Raw genomic sequence first — 19,835 nt, forward strand, 5'->3', positions numbered from 1 at the left:
TGAGCCCACAGCGGAAATCCTCATTTTTTGCTGCATGCGCTCGCAGCTCGGAAATTTCTGCAAGTGCTCAATCTCGCGTGCTGCAGGACGGCTCCAAATTCGGTCATTTGAACATCGCGCAGCGAGGCTTGTCGGGGCAACTCACACATCGCGGACCAATGCTGGCGTTCGTTGTGTTCAATGGAATGTCCGCTTTCGAATCTTCTCGGTGGATGGCAAATGGACCTTTGCATCGCATCCATGCTATTGAGCTTTATGCACAAATCGGTTCGCCATCAGACCATTCTGCCTGGAGTAGACGCGATCTCCATCAAGTCGGATCGCACATTCCCTCGCCATTCTCATGACGAGTTCGGGTTCGGATACATTGTCGATGGAGGACAGGAGAGTTGGAGTGGTCACGGTCTGGTGGCGGCGAAGGCAGGCGACACGATCACGGTGAACCCCGCCGAATTGCACGATGGAACTGGTCGCGACGGGCACCCGCGCCACTGGCGGATGTTGTATCTCGCTCCCGCTGCGCTTGCAGAATTCAGCGACATTCCGGTCGAGAGCGCGGAGTTCTCACTTCCGGTCAACAGGTCCAGACGGACTTTGAGGCTGGCCGTGGAAGCTATCAAAGCCGTGACGCTTGGCCAGCCCGACCTGGAACATGCGGAGCAGCTCGTGATGCTGGCGCTTGCCGCTCAGCTTACGCCAAATCGTAGCGGCGACATCCCGAAGACCTCTCTCCGTTCGAAGGACGTCCAAACCGTCCTCGACATGATCTGCCAAGACTGGGGAGCACCTTTGTCACTCGCTGATTTTGCGACCGCAACGAACGCTAGCAAGTTCCAGATTCTTCGCAGGTTTTCGCGCGAGTTGGGCACAACCCCACACGCCTATCTCACTCAACACCGCGTCAAGCGGGCGAAGGACATGATCATGGCCGGATCATCGATTGCAGACACGGCCATTGCCTGCGGGTTCTCGGATCAGAGCCATCTGACCCGGACATTCTCCCGCCAGCTTGGTCTGACCCCAGGTTGCTTTGCTAGGCCAGCCATCCACTGACCTGCAATATCCTTCAATATCAAGGCACGTCAGACGAATAGAGTATCCTCCAAAACGGGGGCAAAATGCGCTTTCTCTATTCTCGATACATGCAACACACTTTCCCTGACAGGGTGACCGGGATCATTGAAGTGGACGGCATCCGGCCCGATGCCACGGTCTCGGCTGAGGTCGCAGAGCTGACCGCGCGGGCTCTTAAACGGCTGGAAACCGAAACAGAGGGAAGTCTTCCTGAGATTCAGGCTTGGCGGCGCGCCTATTCCACAATGGGTCTGAAGCCGACGCAGTATCGTTGTGCCTCAGAGGCTCTGCTGAGGCGATTGCGCAAGGATGGTTCGTTGCCCGAATTGCATCCCCTGATCGACCTGTGCAACGCCGCCTCTGTGTCCTACGCCGTGCCCGTCGCGGTGTTCGATCTCGATCATGTGGCTGGTGATCTTGAGGTCAGACAGGCGAGCGGTGACGAGACCTACATCGCATTTTCCGGCGAGACCGAAACGCCAGACCCCGATGAGGTCATCTTCGCGGATGAGGACGGCTACGCCCACGCACGCCGTTGGGCTAACCGTCAAAGCCGCAAATCGGCTGTGACCGCCAAGACGAAACGTGCCGTGATCGTTGCCGAAGCGCTGCATAAAGGCGGCGCAGAGGATGTAGCGGCGCTCACGAGGGAAATGTCGGGGATGATAGCGAACAGGTTCGGGGTGGCGGGGCAGACACAGCTGCTGCTGTCGCCGGATGCCTTCTATGCCTGCGAGAATGCTGGAGACGGTGGTCATGTGGGTTGAATTCCTGATTACCTCGCTGATCGTCGTTGTCGCGCCGGGCACAGGCGTGATCTACACTGTCGGTGTGGGCCTGGCCCGAGGCACGGCAGCTAGCTTTGCCGCCGCTGCGGGCTGCACCTGCGGAATCATTCCGCACATGGTGGCGGCCATCGCCGGACTTGCAGCGCTTCTGCATACCAGCGCGGTTCTGTTCCAGACCTTCAAATGGGCGGGCATTCTCTATCTGCTATATCTGGCTTGGTCGATCGTGAAGGACGATGGACCTATCCAGTTCAAAATGGAAAGCAACGCTGGCCCGCTTCGCAAGGTCGCTGTGACGGGCTTCCTGATAAACATCCTGAACCCCAAGCTCTCGATCTTCTTTCTGGCGTTCCTGCTGCAATTCGTTCCTGCCGACACCCCCTCGCCATTGGCACAGATGTTCGTCTTGAGCGGGATATTCATGGCGATGACCTTTGCCGTCTTCATTTGCTACGGCGCGTTCGCCTCCAGAATCCGGCTCTATGTCCAGCGCACCCCGTCCGCCATTGCATGGCTCAAGCGGGGCTTCTCGGCGACTTTCCTGATGCTCGGCGCGAGATTGGCATTGGAAACGACTTAGCCGGGAACTTCTAGATGGCCTTCCACGAAAGTTGACGTTAGCCGCAGCGCATCATTGCGGGAGGTAAGGGCTCACCTTCAGACTTCGCCACCCGGGGCACGAACATCAGCTGTTGATCTGTGAACGGCCGCACATTGATCAAGACATCATGAAATCAGAGATTTGGCAAATCTAGCGGATGACGGGTGTGGTTCGATCTGCCGCGTGGGCGCAGCTGCGCGGGCATTGGGCAGCGATGAGCCCATTTTACCGAATGCTGCGCGGCGCATGAAGGTCTGGTCTTTTACAAGGCTCGTTTCATCATGAATATGCCAAGTACTCCAAACAAAGTGCCAAAGAGCGCTTCACTGGTCTTTTCAAATTTCTGATAAAGGCCTCGTGCGCGGCCTGTGGAAGACAGCCAGCCATATGTTCCGTAGATCGCAAAGATGATGATTGCCGACCCTGTTGTGAACAACAATAGAAGTGACCAATCGGTGATCGCAGGCCCGACGAACGTAGAAAGCGATGCCCAAAGCAGAGCAACCTTGGGGTTGGTCGATGTGACGGTCAGGCCATGTAAGAAGTCCTGCCATACCCCGCGCCCCTTGCTAGGCGCGATCTGTCCGCCTTTTCCGGTGAGCGCGGCTCGCCATCCTTTGACACCAAGCCACAGAAGATATGCTCCACCGAATAGCCCCATGACGCGCAGGAGAACCGGGTAAGCCTCAAACAAAGTCCCAAGTCCTACCGCCGTGAGAAATGACCATAAGAACGCGCCACAGGCCAAGCCTGCCGCGACTATCAATGCGGCGTTCCTACCCGATCCAAGGCCACGGGATGCCACGGCAACGAGGTTTGGTCCGGGCGAGATCGCCGCAGTGGCGAGGGCGGCCCAAGCTGTTAGAATAAGTGAAATCATGAGTGGACCTTTTTACTGTCTCTTGGAGCTTGAGCGCGATCAAACATGCCGTAGTCACGGATGACGCTAGCGATGCGCAGGCGGTAGCCGTCGAAAACGCCACCTCTCCCTTTCGTCTGCACCCCGCGATGCGCGTTCAGATTGCGCCAGCGCGCAATCGCTTCCTCGTCTTCGAAGAACGAAAGGGAGAGTATTTTGCGCGGATCGGCAAGGCTCTGAAACCGTTCGACCGAGATGAAACCCTCGATATCATCCAGCAGCGGTTTCATCTCAGCGGCGATATCGAGATAATCACCCTTGCGGCCCTCTGCTGGTTCGACTTCGAAAATCACTGCGATCATGCGCCATCTCCATGCGGGGCCGACGCGAGCTTGAGCCATGTCCGATCCTCACGGAGCAGAAATTTCTCTTTCTGGGCGAACTCATAGTTCTCACGGCCCAGCGGGTCCGCCGACAATCGCGACCGATAGGCTTCATAATCGGCAAGGCTTTCAACGTTATAGATGCCGTAGGCCAGCGTCGAAGACCCTTCATGGGGCGCGTAATAGCCGATCAGGTCAGCGCCACAGCGCGGGATCGCCTGTCCCCAGTTGCGGGAATATTCTTCAAACAGGGCCTTCTTGGTTGGGTCGATCTGGTAGCGAATGATACAGGTCAACATAGCGGAATCCTTTCAGTGTGTTTTCTATGGCCTACCGGATTGCGACAACCGAATGCTTCGATTAAGATCGAACCATGAAAGAAGGCCCTGATATTGCACATGTAGCCGCGCTGATTGGTGATCCCGCCCGTGCCAACATGCTGACAGCATTAATGAGCGGGAAAGCCCTGACCGTGAGCGAATTGGCAGAGGAAGCAGGCGTTACCATCCAGACAGCCAGCTCTCACCTGTCCAAGCTTGATGACGGCGGTTTGCTGCGCCCTCGCAAACAAGGGCGACACAAATATTTTTCTCTCGCAAATGAAGACGTTGCGCATGTTCTGGAAGGTTTGATGGGTTTGGCAGCAGGATCAGGCCATCTGCGTAAGCGCACCGGGCCAAAAGACGCCGCATTGCGACAGGCACGCGTCTGCTACAATCATCTTGCAGGTGATATGGGCACGCAAATGTTCGACAGCTTGATAGCGCAAGGCCACCTGACCCTTGTTGGCGACGACCTAAATCTAACGCGTTCCGGCCAAGCCTTTGTAACAGAATTCGGAATTGATTTAGCAGAACTGCGCAAAAACAAATCTCCGCTTTGCCGTGAATGTTTGGACTGGAGCGAGCGCAGATCACATCTGGCGGGTAGTATTGGTCGCGCGTTCCTTAACCGGTTTGAAGACCTGTCGTGGGCCAAGCGCGATCAGAAAACGCGCGTGGTTTCGTTCTCGACAAATGGAGCCAAAGAATTTGAGCGACTGTTTTCTGTTGGTTAAGCTTCTCTAAAACAGGAAACCTGACATTGGCGCAGCCGCAGCGAAAGCCCGTTTTGTCCTGCATAGCAGACGCGGTTTTCCGGCACAATGGGTCAGCTATGCTTGACGGATGGGGTGGACATATCTGACGCTTTTGCCGGTCGGGCGCGGGAATGCCTCGCACAGTGAGTCAAAGATCTCTGGAATCTGACACGTGCATTGAGAGCGTGGATGGCAGCAGGCATGCCGGCACTTGCCTCATAGGAAAATAATATTCATATTGGTTGCAGTAACGCTATTCCGGTGCTAATCTGACCCCGTCACCCGTACCGGGAAGAATCAAGAAAATGGAGCGAGACCAGAATGTGCGGAATTGTCGGACTGTTCCTGAAGGACAAGGCGCTTGAGCCTCAACTGGGCGCGCTGCTCACAGATATGCTGATCACGATGACCGATCGCGGCCCGGACAGCGCCGGGATTGCCATCTACGGAAACGAAAATCGCGCGGCCTCGAAATTGACCGTGCAGGCCGAAGATGGCGATACCGCCTTTGACGGGCTGGCCGACAGGCTCGGCGCGGCCATTGACGGCGAGGTCGGCCTCAGCCGCAATGACACCCACGCCGTGCTGACCGTTCCGGCGGGCAAGGCGGAAGCGGCGCGCGTGGCCCTGCGCGAGATCGCGCCGGACGTGCGCATCATGTCCTTTGGCGACACGCTGGAGATCTATAAGGAGGTCGGCCTGCCCAAGGAGGTGGCGGACCGCTTCGACCTGTCGTCCATGTCCGGCACCCACGGCATTGGCCACACCCGCATGGCGACCGAAAGCGCGGTAACCACACTGGGTGCACACCCGTTCAACACCGGTTCCGATCAGTGCCTCGTGCATAATGGTTCGCTGTCGAACCACAACTCGCTGCGTCGCAAGCTGCAGCGCGAGGGGATCCATATCGAAACCCAGAACGACACCGAGGTCGGTGCCGCCTACCTGACGTGGAAGATGCAGAACGGGGCGACCCTGGGCGAGGCGCTGGAGGCGTCGCTGGATGATCTTGACGGGTTCTTCAACTTCGTAGTCGGCACCAAGGACGGTTTTGGCGTCGTACGCGACCCGATCGCCTGCAAACCCGCTGTCATGGCGGAAACCGATCAATACGTGGCCTTCGGTTCGGAATATCGCGCGCTGGTCAACCTGCCGGGCATCGAAAACGCCCGTGTCTGGGAGCCCGAGCCCGCGACCGTGTATTTCTGGACCCATGCCGAGGCCAGCAACCCGAACAAGAAGGCGGCATAAATGCAGACCTATGATCTACAGGCCAACAGCCTGCGCGAGCTGAACGCCACGCTGCATGCGCAGGCGGCGGACACCAACCAGACCGCCTGGGAAATCGTCAACCCCCGTGGCAGCCACGCCATCGCCGTCGGGCTCGACGCCCCGATCGAAGTCGACGTGAGAGGCTCGACCGGCTATTACTGTGCCGGCATGAACAAGCAGGCCACCGTGCATGTGCATGGCTCGGCCGGCCCCGGCGTGGCCGAGAACATGATGTCCGGCACCGTGGTCATCGAAGGTGACGCCAGCCAATATGCCGGTGCCACCGGTCATGGCGGATTGCTGGTGATCAAGGGCAACGCCTCTTCGCGCTGTGGCATCTCGATGAAGGGTATCGACATCGTCGTGCATGGCAACGTGGGCCATATGTCCGCCTTCATGGCGCAATCCGGCAACCTCGTCGTCTGTGGCGACGCGGGCGACGCGCTTGGCGACTCGATCTACGAGGCCCGGCTGTTCGTGCGCGGATCGGTCAAGTCGCTCGGTGCGGATTGCATCGAGAAAGAGATGCGTCCCGAGCATCTGGACATCCTGCGCGACCTGCTGGAACGCGCCGGAAGCGACGCCAAGCCGGAAGAGTTCAAACGCTATGGTTCGGCGCGCCAGCTCTACAATTTCAAAGTCGACAACGCATATTGAGGGAGACCAGACCGTGAAAGACATCAAGGATAAGCGTCCCCCACAGACGGTGCCCATCCAGTCGGCGACCTTTTCGAACCCGATCAATGCCGAGATCCGGCGCGCAGCCGCAACCGGCATCTATGACATTCGTGGCGGCGGCGCCAAGCGACGGGTGCCGCATTTCGACGACCTTCTGTTTCTTGGCGCATCGGTGTCGCGCTACCCGCTCGAAGGCTATCGCGAAAAATGCGACACCAAGGTAACGCTTGGAACCCGGTTCGCAAAAAAGCCGATCGAACTCGAAATCCCGATCACCATTGCCGGCATGTCCTTTGGCGCTCTCTCGGGGCGTGCCAAAGAGGCCCTGGGCCGCGGTGCCTCGGCGGCGGGCACGTCAACCACCACCGGCGACGGTGGCATGACCCCCGAAGAACGCGGCCATTCCACCAAGCTGGTCTATCAATACCTGCCGTCGCGCTATGGCATGAACCCTGACGACCTGCGCAAGGCGGATGCCATCGAAGTCGTGGTCGGCCAGGGCGCAAAGCCCGGAGGCGGTGGCATGCTGCTCGGTCAGAAGATCTCGGACCGCGTTGCCGAGATGCGCAACCTTCCCAAGGGTATCGACCAGCGGTCCGCCTGCCGGCACCCGGACTGGACCGGTCCGGACGATCTCGAGATCAAGATCCTCGAACTGCGCGAAATCACCGCGTGGGAAAAGCCGATCTATGTCAAGGTCGGTGGCACCCGCCCCTACTATGACACCGCGCTGGCGGTGAAGGCCGGGGCCGACGTCGTGGTGCTCGACGGGATGCAGGGCGGCACCGCGGCAACGCAGGATGTGTTCATCGAACATGTGGGACTGCCGACGCTGGCCTGTATACGTCCCGCCGTTCAGGCGCTCCAGGATCTCGGCGTGCACCGCGAGGTTCAGTTGATCGTATCCGGCGGCATCCGCAGCGGGGCGGACGTAGCCAAGGCCATGGCGTTGGGGGCGGATGCGGTTGCCATCGGCACCGCCGCTCTGATCGCTCTGGGCGATAACGACCCGCAATGGGAAGCCGAATACCAGAAGCTGGGCACCACGGCAGGCGCATATGACGACTGGCACGAGGGTCTCGACCCGGCCGGGATCACCACCCAGGACGCCGAATTGCAGAAACGGCTGGACCCGGTGGAAGCGGGACGCCATCTGCGCAACTATCTCAGTGTGATGACGCTCGAGGCGCAGACGATTGCCCGGGCCTGCGGCCACAACAATCTGCACAACCTGGAACCCGAGGACTTGTGCGCGCTGACGATGGAAGCCGCCGCCATGGCCCGTGTGCCGCTCGCCGGCACCGATTGGTATCCCGGCAAACCCGGCTTCTGACACAGCACGGCGCGGCCTCACACCGGGGTCGCGTCGTTTCACGAGAGATGGTGCGCGGGTTAACTGACGGCCATCGCGAAATAATTCGACAGAGAGGATGACACACATGGCCAAGGATCAAGTCGCGCCGGGCGCACAGATCGATCTCGCCACATTCGCCGCCGAACGCGGCGTCAAGTATTTCATGATTTCCTTTACCGACCTGTTCGGCGGACAGCGGGCCAAGCTGGTTCCTGCGGCGGCGATTGCCGACATGCAGGAAGACGGCGCGGGGTTCGCGGGATTCGCGACATGGCTCGACCTGACGCCTGCCCACCCCGACATGCTCGCGGTGCCGGATCCGGCCTCGGTCATTCAACTCCCCTGGCAGCCGGACGTTGCCTGGGTCGCGGCCGATTGCGTGATGGAAGGCAAGCCGGTCGCGCAGGCACCGCGCAACGTGCTCAAGCGTCTGATCGCCGAGGCTGCCGAAGAGGGTCTGCACGTCAAGACCGGTGTCGAAGCAGAGTTTTTCCTGCTGACACCCGAAGGTGACCAGATCTCCGATCCTTTCGATACCGCCGCCAAACCATGCTACGATCAGCAGGCGGTGATGCGCCGCTACGAGGTTGTGCGCGAGATTGGCGATTATATGCTGGATCTCGGCTGGCAGCCCTACCAGACCGACCACGAGGACGCGAATGGCCAGTTCGAGATGAACTGGGAATTCAACGACGTTCTGACCATGGCGGATCAGCATTCGTTCTTCAAGTTCATGACCAAGTCGGTGGCGGAAAAACACGGCTTCCGTGCCACCTTCATGCCCAAGCCGATCGCCGGTCTGACCGGCAATGGCTGCCATGCGCATATCTCGGTCTGGGACGCGCCGGGCGCGGCGTCGGAAACCAACGTGTTCGCCGGCACGGGCGAAGGACAGACCGGTGAAGTCGGCCTGTCCGAACGCGGCAAGCACTTTCTTGGGGGCATCATGAAGCATGCATCCGCCCTCGCCGCGATCACCAACCCGACCGTGAACAGCTACAAGCGGATCAACGCGCCACGCACGATGTCAGGGGCCACCTGGGCACCCAACAGCGTGACGTGGACCGGCAACAACCGTACCCATATGGTGCGCGTTCCCGGTCCGGGCCGCTTTGAACTGCGCCTGCCCGATGGCGCGGCCAACCCCTATCTGTTGCAGGCGGTGATCATCGCGGCGGGGCTGTCGGGTATCCGCACCAAGGCCGATCCCGGCAAGCGGCACGATATCGACATGTATGCCGAGGGCCACAAGGTTCGCGGCGCACCCAAGCTGCCGCTCAACATGCTGGACGCGATCCGGGAGTACGACAAGGACAAGGAGCTCAAGAAGATGATGGGCGACGAATTCTCGGCCTCCTACATCAAGATGAAGATGCAGGAATGGAATTCCTTCGTGACCCATTTCACCCAGTGGGAACGCGAGAACACGCTCGACATCTGAGCGCGGGTCGATCCCCGCGCAGCGGATCACGTTCTTGCCCCCTTGCAGGCGACTGCAAGGGGGTTTTCTTTGGGGACGCTCTCGGGTTGAAGATTATGCTGTGGCTGCTGTCTCGCCGCGGCGCCAATCGGGCACCTCGTTGACCAGCTTGTGCGCGCTGCGCTGCAATGTGGCCCGGAACCGTTCGACTGCCGGCCCCGCAAGACCCACGTCCTGCAACGCCCGGTCGAATGTCTCAAGCCACAGTTCGGCATCCGCAGTCCGGATCGGCACGTGTTCGTGAATCTCGCGCAGGTTCATATGCCCGAAACGTTCCCGGTAATGGGGCCGCCCGCCGAGAAATCCGCACAGGAACTCGAACTGCGCCTGCCTCGTATGTGACAAGCCGTGGCCACGGAAATGCAGGCGGTGCAGCTCGTGCACCGCCGGATCGCTTTCCATCAGGTCATAGAACCGTTCGACAACGGCTTTCAGGACGGTTTCACCGCCAATCTGTTCCAGTGCGCTCGTCATGATATCAGGATCCCCTTTCTACCCGCCGGCCGCATTGACCAGAGTCAAGAACGCGGGCGTTCCTTTTTCGGATCATAGGCCGCCAGGTCGGCCCGGATGGTCGCGGGCAGGCGCTTCTGGTGGCCGTCGAGCTTGCCGATTTCCAGCCGCGTGCCCGGTTCGGAATGCGCCACGTCAACCCGCGCAAGTGCAATGTTGCGGCCCAGCAAGGGCGAACGCATCGAGGAGGTGACTTCGCCGATCTGCGCCCGGCCCACATGCACGCAATCTCCATGACCGACCTCGACATTGCTGTCGATATCCAGCCCCACCAGCTTGCGCGCCGGTGTTTCCTTGCGGCGGATCAAGGCCTCGCGTCCGATGAAATCATCCTGTTTCGATTTCAGCGGCACGGTGAAACCGATGCCCGCCTCGAACGGATCGGTCTGGTCCGAGAAATCGAAACCGGCAAAGATCAGCCCCGCCTCGATCCGCACCATGTCCAGCGCTTCAAAACCAAGGGGGGTGATCCCGTGCGCCTGCCCCGCATCCCACACGGCGTCAAAAACCGCCCCCGCATGTTTCGGATGACAGAAGATCTCATAGCCCAGCTCGCCGGTGTACCCGGTGCGGCTGACCACCACCGGAATGCCCTGATCGTCGCCGATCCGTGCGGGCGTAAAGCGGAACCAGGCAAGATCGTCGAAATTCGGCTGATGCGGCGCGGTCCAGATGATCTTGCGCAACAGATCGCGGCTTTCGGGGCCCTGCACGGCGATGTTGTGCTGCATGTCGGTGGACGAGCGTATCAGCACGCGAAGGCCCAGTTCCTCGGCCTTTTCGCGGATCCATTCGCCACCGTAATCCGTCCCGCCGATCCAGCGGAAATTGTCCTTGCCCAACCGGAACACCGTGCCGTCATCGACCATGCCCCCGTGCGGATAGCACATCGCCGTATAGACCACACCGCCGATGGGCAGTGTTTTCATGTTGCGGGTAAAGACATACTGGCACAGCGCCTCGCTGTCGGGTCCGGTGATTTCGAACTTGCGCAACGGGCTGAGGTCGGTCACGACAACCTTCTGCCGGCACGCATGGTATTCCTCGATCGGACCGGCAGTGGACATGCAATTGGCCAGCCAATAGCCGTTATATTCGATGAAATTGTCGGTGAACCGGTCGAACCGGTCGTGAAAGCCTGTCTGTTTCGTCATTTTCGGTTCCGCATCTGGGGTGGGCCGGTACGCCACGGCGCGTTGAAAGGTTTCCTTGCCGCTATAGGTGCGCACGTGAATATCGGTCGGGTTCCAGCCGTTCGCCGCCGACGTATCGTCCGGGCAGGCCGAACTCACGCAGACCAGATCGGTCAACGCCCGCAGCAGCACATAATCGCCAGGGCGCGACCACGGCTCGTCCGAATACATGACGCCATGCTCGTCCAGGCCGGTGTTGAAGAAGAAGTTGATTGCCATCCAGCCCTTGCGGCCTGTCACCCCGTGCGGCGCCAGCGCTGCGTTGAAGTTGTCCGAACAGTTCACATGCCCCGGATAGCCGATGTCGTCGTAATACTTGGCCGAACAGGCCAGCGCGAAGGCATCGTGCCGCCCGCAGGTATCCTGAATCACCTCGACCAGCGGCAGCATGTCCTGATCATAGTATTTCGCGTGCAGCCCCGGCATCGGATAGGCATGTTCCATCAGGGTCCGGGTGGTGGTCACATCCAGCGCATGTTCGATACCCTTGTCCAGCTTGCGCGCCGAAAAACACTGGAAATCCGTGCATTGGCGCCCATCCACATCGAGGATCTGGATATAGTCGCCGGCCTTCACGAAATAGGCCTCGGCGGTTGCGGAATGCACGCGCACATCCGCCACCGGATCGGCCAGGGGATCGGGCAGCTCGAACCGGGGAAGCGGCTTGATCGTGGCGCGGCGGATATAGACGGTAAGCGGTGTCGCGGTATCCTGCGCTTCGAAATCCATGATTCCGCCGGGCGCGGCGATAATGGCGATGCCTTCGGCCGTCGCGGTGAAATGTTCGGTGGTTCGGGCCGGTGTCGTGCTCTCGAACAGCTGCACGGCCTGTGCCTTGGCCAGATCGAGCCCGCGTGCCTGAATTCCCATCCGCAGACTGCGCAGCGATTGGTCGGATGAGGTCAGCAGCGCCTTGAGCCCGGCGGCATCCCCGCCGGCGCTGGCCCCGATCAGACCCGGATCAAAGCGGCCATCCGCGCGGGCGCAGACAATTTCGCAGACCTGGCCGCCCTCGGTATTCTCGATATCCAGACGATCGCCGGCTTCAAGGCGGACCAGGATTGCACCGTTGCCCTCGACCACATAGCGCTCGGTTCCCGGCGGCATCGAAAAGACCCGTGGCTCGATAATGCCGCTGGGGCGCGGCGGACCTGGCACCACTGTGGGATAGCTGTCATCAAGCACGTTCTCTCCTCCCGGCATTTGCCTTTACGGAAAAAAATATTAATGATGAGAATATATGGCGTTGTCCAATCGCGCAAGCGATCCGTTGAAAAATCTCATCCTGACGAGGGACTGTTTGATGAATACGCTCATTCTGGGACTTGTGGCCGCCTTTTGCTGGGGGTTGCACGATATAGCGATCCGCTACCTCAGCAAGACGGTGCCGCTGCTGGGGGCGTTGCTGGTCGTGCTGCTTACGGCCCTTGCCTTTCAATCCGGGGTGATTCTGATCAATGGCACGACGATGTTACCCACCGGCCCGGCCCTTTGGCTATCGATCGGCGCCGGGATTGCGTTCCTGTTCGCCAGCCTGGGTCTCTATTTCGCATTCGAACGCGGGCCTGTCAGGCTGGTCAGCCCGATCATCGGCGCCTACCCGATCCTGTCTCTGGTCTATGCCATGCTTGGCGGATCGCAGGTGAGCGCGGATCAGATCGCCGCCGTGCTGGTGATCGTCTGTGCCGTCGGGCTGGTGGCCATCCTGTCCGATCCCGCCGCCGACGATGTGCCCGCGCGCGGCCCGACAATCGCGCTGTCGCTGCTCTCGGCCATCGGGTTCGCAAGTACCTTCAAGCTCGGTCAGATGGCGGCGGAATATGGCGGGGAATGGCAGAGCACCTTTGCCACGCGGGCGATTGCGCTGGCCGGGCTCTGCGCCCTGTTGCTTGTGCTGCGTCCGGATTTGCGCATCGGGCGAAAGGCATTGGTGCCGTTGATCACGATGGGCGTGCTGGATGGCATCGCCCTGCTTGCGGTGATTTCTGCCGGAGTGCTCGAACGCCCGGAATTCGCCGCCGTGGCCGCATCGATGTTCGGTCTGTTCACCATCCTGCTGGCGCGGGTTTTCCTCAAGGAACAGATGGGCGCTGCGCAATGGGCCGGGTGCATCGTGGCTTTTCTGGGCATCGGCTACCTGACGCTGTAGCCCGCGCAGCGGTCGGGCGGCGGATCAGTTCCGCCAGCCCGCCGCCTTTTGCCGCGCATGCGCGCGCATCGCGTTGCGCATCAGGATTGCCACGGTCACCGGGCCGACGCCGCCGGGCACCGGCGTGATCCAGCCGGCAATTTCCCTGACCGCATCGGTGTCAACGTCGCCGACAATCCGCGTCGTGCCATCATCCCCGACGATCTGGTTGATGCCGATATCGATCACTGCCGCGCCCGGCTTGACCATATCGGCCCCGATCAGGTGCGGCTTGCCCACGGCCACCACGATGACATCCGCACGGCGCGAATGCATGGCGACCGACCGGGTCAGATGGTGGCAGACCGTTACCGTCGCGCCTTCGGCCATCAGCATCATCGCCGCCGGTTTGCCGACAATCTCGGAGTGACCGACCATCACCACTTCAAGCCCCTTCATGTCGAGCCCGGTCTCGCGGATCAGTTCGACAGCAGCGGCGGCGGTACAGGGGGCCATGGCCACATCGTTATAGACGATATTCCCGATAGAGGCCGGATTCATGCCTTCCACATCCTTAAGCGGATGGATCGCCGATTGCAGCGAGCGCACGTTGATGTGATCGGGCACCGGACGTTGCAGGATGATTCCCAGCACCTCCGGATCGTCATTCATCGCCTGAATCAGCGCCTTGCAGTCCTCCTGGCTGGTCTCGCCGCCCCAGAACTCCTGATCGAAGGGCAAACCTGCCGCCGCCGCCGCGCGCGCCTGGTTGCGGACATAGACTGCAACCTCGGGCACCTCGCCAATGGAGATCGATACAAGCTTGCCAATCCGGCCCGCCGAACGGGTCAGCGCCCGCACCTCCGACAGGATGCGATCCTTTACGGGTTTGCCGAGCAGTAACCGGGGGTCCGGATTCATGCGGTCAGGCCCTCGGGTTCCGGCAGCCCGTTGGCGCGGCAGCAGGCGGTCAGCGTGTTGGCCAGCAGGCACGCGATGGTCATCGGGCCCACCCCACCGGGAACCGGGGTGATCGCACCGGCAACCGCGGCGCAGCTCTCGAAATGGCAATCTCCGACAAGTCGTGTCTTGCCCTCGCCCTTTTCCGGCGCATCGATCCGGTTGATGCCCACATCGATCACCGTCGCGCCGGGCTTGATCCAGTCGCCCGGCACCATCTCGGGGCGTCCGACCGCCGCAACCACGATATCGGCGCGCCGCACCACTTCGGGTAGGTCCCTGGTGCGCGAATGCGCGATGGTCACGGTGCAACTGTCGCCCAGCAACAACTGCGCCATCGGCTTGCCCACGATATTCGACCGGCCGATCACGACCGCATTCATGCCCGACAGCGACCCGTGGTGATCGCGCAGCATCATAAGGCAGCCGAGCGGCGTGCACGGCACCATCGATTTCTGTCCGGTCCCCAGCAATCCGACATTCGAAATATGGAACCCATCCACGTCCTTGGCCGGGTCGATCGAATTGATCACCAGATCCTCGTCCAGATGCCCGGGCAGCGGCAACTGCACGAGAATGCCATGCACCGCAGGGTCGTTGTTCAGCTTGTCCACCAGCGCGAGCAGGTCGGCTTCGGACGTATCCGCCTCCAGCTTGTGCTCGTAGGAGTTCATTCCGACCTCGACGGTCTGCTTGCCCTTGGAGCGCACATAGACCTGCGATGCCGGGTCTTCGCCAACAAGGACCACGGCCAGTCCGGGCGTGATGCCGCTTTCCTCTTTCAGACGGGCCACATGTGCGGCGACCTTGTCGCGGACGGTGGCGGCAAAAGCCTTGCCGTCGATGCGTGTTGCTGTCGTGTCTTTCATATCTCTCGGTCCCTTTCCCGGCGCGGTGTCACGCCGTCGGAATGATGAAAAGGTGCGGCTGCCTCACGCCGCCGCACCTCGCTATCGGGGCCTGATGCACAGACCCGTGTTCAGGTGGCGATCAGAACAGGCCCTCGATCTGACCGGCATCGTTCAGACGGATGTTCTCGGCCGACGGCACGCGCGGCAGGCCCGGCATGGTCATGATCTCGCCACAGACCACGACGACGAACCCGGCCCCCGCCGAGAGGCGCACTTCGCGCACCGGAACCGAGTGGCCCGTAGGCGCCCCGCGCAGGTTCGGATCGGTCGAGAAGGAGTACTGCGTCTTGGCCATGCAGACCGGCAGGTTGCCATAGCCCTGCTCTTCCCAGAGCTTGAGCTGATCGCGGATCTTCTTGTCCATCAAGGCCGCGTCGGCCCGGTAGATGCGTTTGCAGATCGTCTGGATCTTGTCGGCCAGCGACATGTCGTCGGGATAGATCGGGGAAAAATTCGCCTGCCCGGCCTCGGCCACCGCAACCACCTTGCGCGCCAGATCGGCAGACCCTTCGGATCCCAGCTCCCAGTGGCGGCTCAGCACCGCCTCCGCCCCGTGTGACTTGGCATATTCCCGGATCGCCTCGACCTCGGCATCGGTGTCGGTCACGAAGTGGTTGATCGCGACAACCACCGGCACGCCGAAGGATTTCAGGTTCTCGATGTGACGGCCCAGGTTCGGACAGCCTTTCCTGACCGCTTCGACATTCTCCGCACCCAGATCGGCCTTGGCGACACCGCCGTTCATCTTCATTGCCCGTACAGTCGCCACGCAGACCACCGCCGCCGGGGACAGACCCGCCTTGCGGCACTTGATGTTCATGAACTTTTCGGCACCCAGATCGGCCCCGAATCCGGCCTCGGTCACCACGTAATCCGCCAGTTTCAGGGCGGTGGTGGTGGCAATGACCGAGTTGCAGCCATGCGCGATATTGGCAAAAGGACCGCCATGCACAAAGGCGGGGTTGTTTTCCAACGTCTGCACCAGATTCGGCTGCATCGCATCCTTGAGCAGCACGGTCATCGCCCCTTCGGCCTTGATGTCACGGCAATAGACCGGGCTGCGGTCGCGGCGATAGGCCACGATCATGTCGCCCAGACGCTTTTCCAGATCCTTGAGATCCTTGGCGAGACAGAGGATCGCCATGACTTCGGACGCCACGGTGATATCGAACCCGCCTTCGCGCGGGAAACCGTTGGCCACGCCGCCAAGCGACAGCACGACATTGCGCAAGGCGCGGTCGTTCATGTCCACGACACGCCGCCACTGGACACGGCGCAGGTCGATCTCCTGCTCGTTGCCCCAATAGATGTGGTTGTCGATCATCGCCGACAACAGGGAATGTGCGCTGGTGATCGCATGAAAATCGCCGGTGAAATGCAGGTTCATCTCTTCCATCGGCACAACCTGCGCCATGCCGCCGCCTGCGGCACCGCCCTTCATCCCGAAATTCGGCCCGAGGCTGGCTTCGCGGATGCAGATCATCGCCTTCTTGCCGATATGGTTCAGACCGTCGCCCAGCCCCACCGTCGTCGTCGTCTTGCCCTCGCCCGCCGGCGTCGGGTTGATCGCCGTCACAAGGATCAGCTTGCCGTCCGGCCGGTCCTGAACCGAGTTGATGAAGTCCTGGCTCACCTTGGCCTTGTCATGGCCATAGGGCAGCAGATGTTCGCCGGGAATGCCCAGCCGGTCACCGATCTCCTGGATCGGTTTTTTCTGCGCGTCACGCGCAATCTCGATGTCGCTTCTGAATGCCATGATAGAAGTCCCTGTTGGTTGGATGCGTTACTCGGCTGCGGCCTTGGCGATGGCCTCGACACGAACGGCCGAGAATTTGAATTCCGGGATCTTGCCATAGGGGTCGATCGCCGGATTGGTCAGCACGTTCGCCGCCGCCTCGACATAGGCGAAGGGAACAAAGACCATGTCTTCGGAAACGGCCCGATCGGCGCGGGCCATGATGTCGATGCTGCCCCGCCGGGTGGTCAGGCGGATCATTTCGCCCGGGCTCACACCCAGATCGCGCAGCGTTTTGGGGTGCAGAGAGCAGTTTGCCTCGGGTTCCACCGCGTCCAGCACGCTGGCGCGGCGGGTCATCGACCCGGTGTGCCAATGTTCGAGCTGCCGACCGGTGGTCATGATCATCGGATAAGTCTCGTCCGGCGCCTCGTCCGGCGGGATCACGGCGGCGGGCGTGAATTTCGCCCGCCCCTCGGGGCGCGGGAAACCGTCGCCGAACACCACCGCCTGCCCGGGATCGGTCTCTGACAGAGACGGATAGGTCACGGTCTCGGTCTTGAGCCGTTCCCATGTGATGTTGTCGAGCGACTTCATCACCAGTTTCATCTCGTCAAAGACTTCGCTGACCTCGGAATAATCCCAGGGCAGCCCCAGACGCTGGGCCAGATCGACGGTGATCTGCCAGTCCTCGCGCGCCTCGCCCGGAGGCGCCACGGCAGGGCGTACCCGCTGGACCTGGCGATTGGTGTTGCTGACCGTGCCGTTCTTTTCATAGAGCGCCGACGCCGGCAGGATCACATCGGCGAAATTGGCGGTCTCGGTCAGGAAAATATCCTGCACGACCAAATGTTCCAGCCGGGCAAAGGCGTCGCGGGCATGCTCGACGTCCGGATCGGACATCGCCGGGTTTTCGCCCTGTATGTACATGCCCTTGATATTGCCGGCATAAACCTGATCGACGATCTCGGTCACGGTCAGGCCCTTCTTGTTGGACCAGTCCTCGTCGCGACCCCAGACTCCAAAGATGTCCTCGCGCACCGCGTCATCCTCGACCGAGCGGTAATCCGGCACGAACATCGGAATGAGACCGGCATCGGACGCGCCCTGCACATTGTTCTGGCCCCGCAGCGGATGCAGGCCGGTACCCGGCCGACCCACCTGACCCGTCATCAGGGCCAGCGAAATCAGGCAACGCGAATTGTCGGTGCCGTGGATGTGCTGCGATACGCCCATGCCCCAGAAGATCATCGCCGCCTTGGCCCCGGCAAAGGTGCGCGCGACGTCGCGGATCACTTCGGGCGAGATACCGCAGATCGGCTCCATCGCCTCTGGTGTGAACGCTTGCAGGTGTTGCTTTTCCGCCTCCCAATTCTCGGTATAGGCGTCGATATACTGCTGGTCATAAAGCCCCTCTTCAACGATCACATGCATGATCGCGTTCAGCATCGACACGTCGGCGCCGGGGCGGAATTGCAACATCTGATAGGCAAAGCGCTTCATGCCCTGCCCGCGCGGGTCCATGACGATCAGCTTGCCGCCGCGCTTGGTGAACTGTTTGAAATAGGTCGCGGCAACCGGATGATTCTCGATCGGGTTGGCACCGATGATGATCGCCACGTCGGCATTCTCGATTTCATTGAAGGTCGCGGTTACCGCACCGGACCCCACATTCTCGATCAGTGCAGAAACCGACGACGCGTGGCAAAGCCGTGTGCAGTGGTCGACATTGTTGTGCTTGAAACCCTGACGGATCAGCTTCTGGAACAGATAAGCCTCTTCGTTGGTGCATTTGGCCGAGCCAAAGCCGGCCACCGACTGTCCGCCATGGGCCTGGCGCAGCTTTGACAGGCCACCGGCCGCCGCCTCCATCGCCTCTTCCCACGTGGCTTCGCGGAAATGGGTCATCAGGTTGCCGGGATCCACATTCAGGCCCTTGGCCGGGGCGTCGTCGCGCCGGATCAGCGGCTTGGTCAACCGATGCGGATGGTGGATATAATCGAATCCGAACCGGCCCTTGACGCAAAGACGGCCCTCATTCGCGGGTCCGTTGATGCCTTCGACATATTTGACCCTGCCATCCTTGACCTTGAGCGAGACCTTGCATCCGACGCCGCAGAACGGGCAGACGCTTTCGGTTTCGCTGTCGTAATCGGCGCTGTCGCCGCGTTGCTGTTCGTCCACCACGGTCGCGGGCATCAGGGCGCCTGTCGGACAGGCCTGAACGCATTCACCGCAGGCCACACAGGTCGAAGCGCCCATCGGATCGGCAAAATCAAAGGTCGGATAGGCATCGTGCCCCCGCCCCGACATGCCGATCACGTCGTTCACCTGCACTTCGCGGCAGGCACGCACGCACAGGCCGCATTGGATGCACGCATCCAGATTGACGCTCATCGCGACATGGCTGTCATCCAGCAGGGGTATCCGGCCCTCTTCCAGCCTGGGAAAACGGCTGGCGTCGACGCCGTTCGCCTCGGCCATGTCCCAGAGATGCGAGGACTTGTCATGCGCCACGTCCCGCGCGGGCTGGTCCGCGACCAGCAGTTCCATGACCATCTTGCGCGCGCTTTCCGCACGGGGCGTCGCGGTCTTGACCACCATGCCCTCGACAGGTTCGCGAATACAGGACGCCGCCAAGGTGCGTTCGCCCTCGATCTCGACCATGCAGGCACGACAATTGCCATCCGGGCGATAGCCCGGCGCCGGTTTGTGACACAGATGCGGGATTCTGAGCCCGCGCCCGTTTGCGACTTCCCAGATCGTCATGCCCGCCTCGGCGGTGACATCCTCGCCATCCAGATTGAAGGTGACTGTCTCGCCCATCG

General features: G+C 61.0%; 18 protein-coding genes. 9 read left to right on the forward strand and 9 right to left on the reverse strand.

What is annotated here, in order from left to right; all coding sequences use genetic code 11:
* Positions 1–219 precede the first annotated feature (219 nt).
* The 3 genes from AB9K34_RS07160 (at position 220) to AB9K34_RS07170 (ending at position 2,442) form a co-directional block, all read left to right on the forward strand.
* Positions 220–1,053: an AraC family transcriptional regulator gene (locus AB9K34_RS07160; RefSeq protein ID WP_369953736.1), complete on the forward strand. Its 834-nt coding sequence runs from the start codon at positions 220–222 to the stop codon at positions 1,051–1,053.
* Positions 1,054–1,118: 65 nt separating this feature from the next.
* Complete coding sequence (locus AB9K34_RS07165) at positions 1,119–1,841, forward strand: B3/4 domain-containing protein (protein WP_369953737.1); 723 nt, start codon at positions 1,119–1,121, stop codon at positions 1,839–1,841.
* Positions 1,831–2,442 (forward strand): LysE family translocator, encoded by a 612-nt coding sequence (locus tag AB9K34_RS07170; protein WP_369953738.1) that lies wholly within the window; start codon positions 1,831–1,833, stop codon positions 2,440–2,442. The genes AB9K34_RS07165 and AB9K34_RS07170 overlap by 11 nt, the downstream gene beginning before the upstream one ends.
* A gap of 283 nt (positions 2,443–2,725) precedes the next feature.
* Here AB9K34_RS07170 and AB9K34_RS07175 read toward each other — a convergent pair whose 3' ends face one another.
* From AB9K34_RS07175 to AB9K34_RS07185, 3 genes are read right to left on the reverse strand one after another with little or no spacing between them, the layout of a single operon-like run.
* Positions 2,726–3,343 (reverse strand): LysE family translocator, encoded by a 618-nt coding sequence (locus tag AB9K34_RS07175; protein ID WP_369953739.1) that lies wholly within the window; start codon positions 3,341–3,343, stop codon positions 2,726–2,728.
* Positions 3,340–3,684, reverse strand: a complete 345-nt coding sequence (locus tag AB9K34_RS07180) for an antibiotic biosynthesis monooxygenase (RefSeq protein WP_369953740.1) — start codon at positions 3,682–3,684, stop codon at positions 3,340–3,342. The genes AB9K34_RS07175 and AB9K34_RS07180 overlap by 4 nt, the downstream gene beginning before the upstream one ends.
* Positions 3,681–4,004, reverse strand: coding sequence for an NIPSNAP family protein (locus AB9K34_RS07185; protein WP_369953741.1), 324 nt, complete (start codon positions 4,002–4,004; stop codon positions 3,681–3,683). The genes AB9K34_RS07180 and AB9K34_RS07185 overlap by 4 nt, the downstream gene beginning before the upstream one ends.
* A gap of 74 nt (positions 4,005–4,078) precedes the next feature.
* On the opposite strand from AB9K34_RS07185, the gene AB9K34_RS07190 reads away from it, so the two are divergent.
* The 5 genes from AB9K34_RS07190 (at position 4,079) to glnT (ending at position 9,528) form a co-directional block, all read left to right on the forward strand.
* Positions 4,079–4,762, forward strand: coding sequence for an ArsR/SmtB family transcription factor (locus tag AB9K34_RS07190; RefSeq protein WP_369953742.1), 684 nt, complete (start codon positions 4,079–4,081; stop codon positions 4,760–4,762).
* 342 nt (positions 4,763–5,104) lie between these two features.
* Positions 5,105–6,034 carry a glutamine amidotransferase family protein gene (locus AB9K34_RS07195; RefSeq protein WP_369953743.1) on the forward strand — a complete coding sequence of 310 codons (930 nt, stop codon included), beginning with the start codon at positions 5,105–5,107 and terminating at the stop codon, positions 6,032–6,034.
* Positions 6,035–6,712, forward strand: a complete 678-nt coding sequence (locus tag AB9K34_RS07200) for a protein GlxC (protein ID WP_369953744.1) — start codon at positions 6,035–6,037, stop codon at positions 6,710–6,712.
* 13 nt (positions 6,713–6,725) lie between these two features.
* Positions 6,726–8,066: an FMN-binding glutamate synthase family protein gene (locus AB9K34_RS07205; RefSeq protein ID WP_369953745.1), complete on the forward strand. Its 1,341-nt coding sequence runs from the start codon at positions 6,726–6,728 to the stop codon at positions 8,064–8,066.
* A gap of 106 nt (positions 8,067–8,172) precedes the next feature.
* The gene (glnT, locus tag AB9K34_RS07210) at positions 8,173–9,528 is read left to right on the forward strand and encodes a type III glutamate--ammonia ligase (protein WP_369953746.1); all 1,356 of its coding nucleotides are present in this window, start codon (positions 8,173–8,175) and stop codon (positions 9,526–9,528) included.
* A 93-nt stretch (positions 9,529–9,621) separates the two neighbouring features.
* On the opposite strand, the gene AB9K34_RS07215 is transcribed toward glnT, so the two are convergent.
* The gene (locus AB9K34_RS07215) at positions 9,622–10,041 is read right to left on the reverse strand and encodes a group II truncated hemoglobin (RefSeq protein WP_369953747.1); all 420 of its coding nucleotides are present in this window, start codon (positions 10,039–10,041) and stop codon (positions 9,622–9,624) included.
* A 44-nt stretch (positions 10,042–10,085) separates the two neighbouring features.
* Complete coding sequence (tdm, locus tag AB9K34_RS07220) at positions 10,086–12,458, reverse strand: trimethylamine-oxide aldolase Tdm (RefSeq protein ID WP_369953748.1); 2,373 nt, start codon at positions 12,456–12,458, stop codon at positions 10,086–10,088.
* 118 nt (positions 12,459–12,576) lie between these two features.
* Between tdm and AB9K34_RS07225 the strand changes: the two genes are divergently transcribed.
* Entirely contained in the window at positions 12,577–13,422 is an 846-nt protein-coding gene (locus AB9K34_RS07225) for an EamA family transporter (protein ID WP_369953749.1), read from the forward strand.
* Between the two features lie 24 nt (positions 13,423–13,446).
* On the opposite strand, the gene AB9K34_RS07230 is transcribed toward AB9K34_RS07225, so the two are convergent.
* The 4 genes from AB9K34_RS07230 to fdhF all read right to left on the reverse strand — a co-directional run bounded on the left by AB9K34_RS07230 (position 13,447) and on the right by fdhF (position 19,833).
* Positions 13,447–14,322, reverse strand: a complete 876-nt coding sequence (locus AB9K34_RS07230) for a bifunctional 5,10-methylenetetrahydrofolate dehydrogenase/5,10-methenyltetrahydrofolate cyclohydrolase (RefSeq protein WP_369953750.1) — start codon at positions 14,320–14,322, stop codon at positions 13,447–13,449.
* Entirely contained in the window at positions 14,319–15,230 is a 912-nt protein-coding gene (gene folD, locus AB9K34_RS07235; RefSeq protein WP_369953751.1) for a bifunctional methylenetetrahydrofolate dehydrogenase/methenyltetrahydrofolate cyclohydrolase FolD, read from the reverse strand. Before folD ends, AB9K34_RS07230 begins: the two co-directional genes overlap by 4 nt.
* Positions 15,231–15,351: 121 nt before the next feature.
* On the reverse strand, positions 15,352–17,028 hold the full coding sequence (locus AB9K34_RS07240; protein WP_369953752.1) for a formate--tetrahydrofolate ligase: 1,677 nt from the start codon (positions 17,026–17,028) through the stop codon (positions 15,352–15,354).
* A 27-nt stretch (positions 17,029–17,055) separates the two neighbouring features.
* Complete coding sequence (gene fdhF, locus AB9K34_RS07245; protein ID WP_369953753.1) at positions 17,056–19,833, reverse strand: formate dehydrogenase subunit alpha; 2,778 nt, start codon at positions 19,831–19,833, stop codon at positions 17,056–17,058.
* Positions 19,834–19,835 lie beyond the last annotated feature (2 nt).

This window comes from Sedimentitalea sp. XS_ASV28 (genome assembly GCF_041224545.1).
Taxonomy (GTDB): domain Bacteria; phylum Pseudomonadota; class Alphaproteobacteria; order Rhodobacterales; family Rhodobacteraceae; genus Sedimentitalea.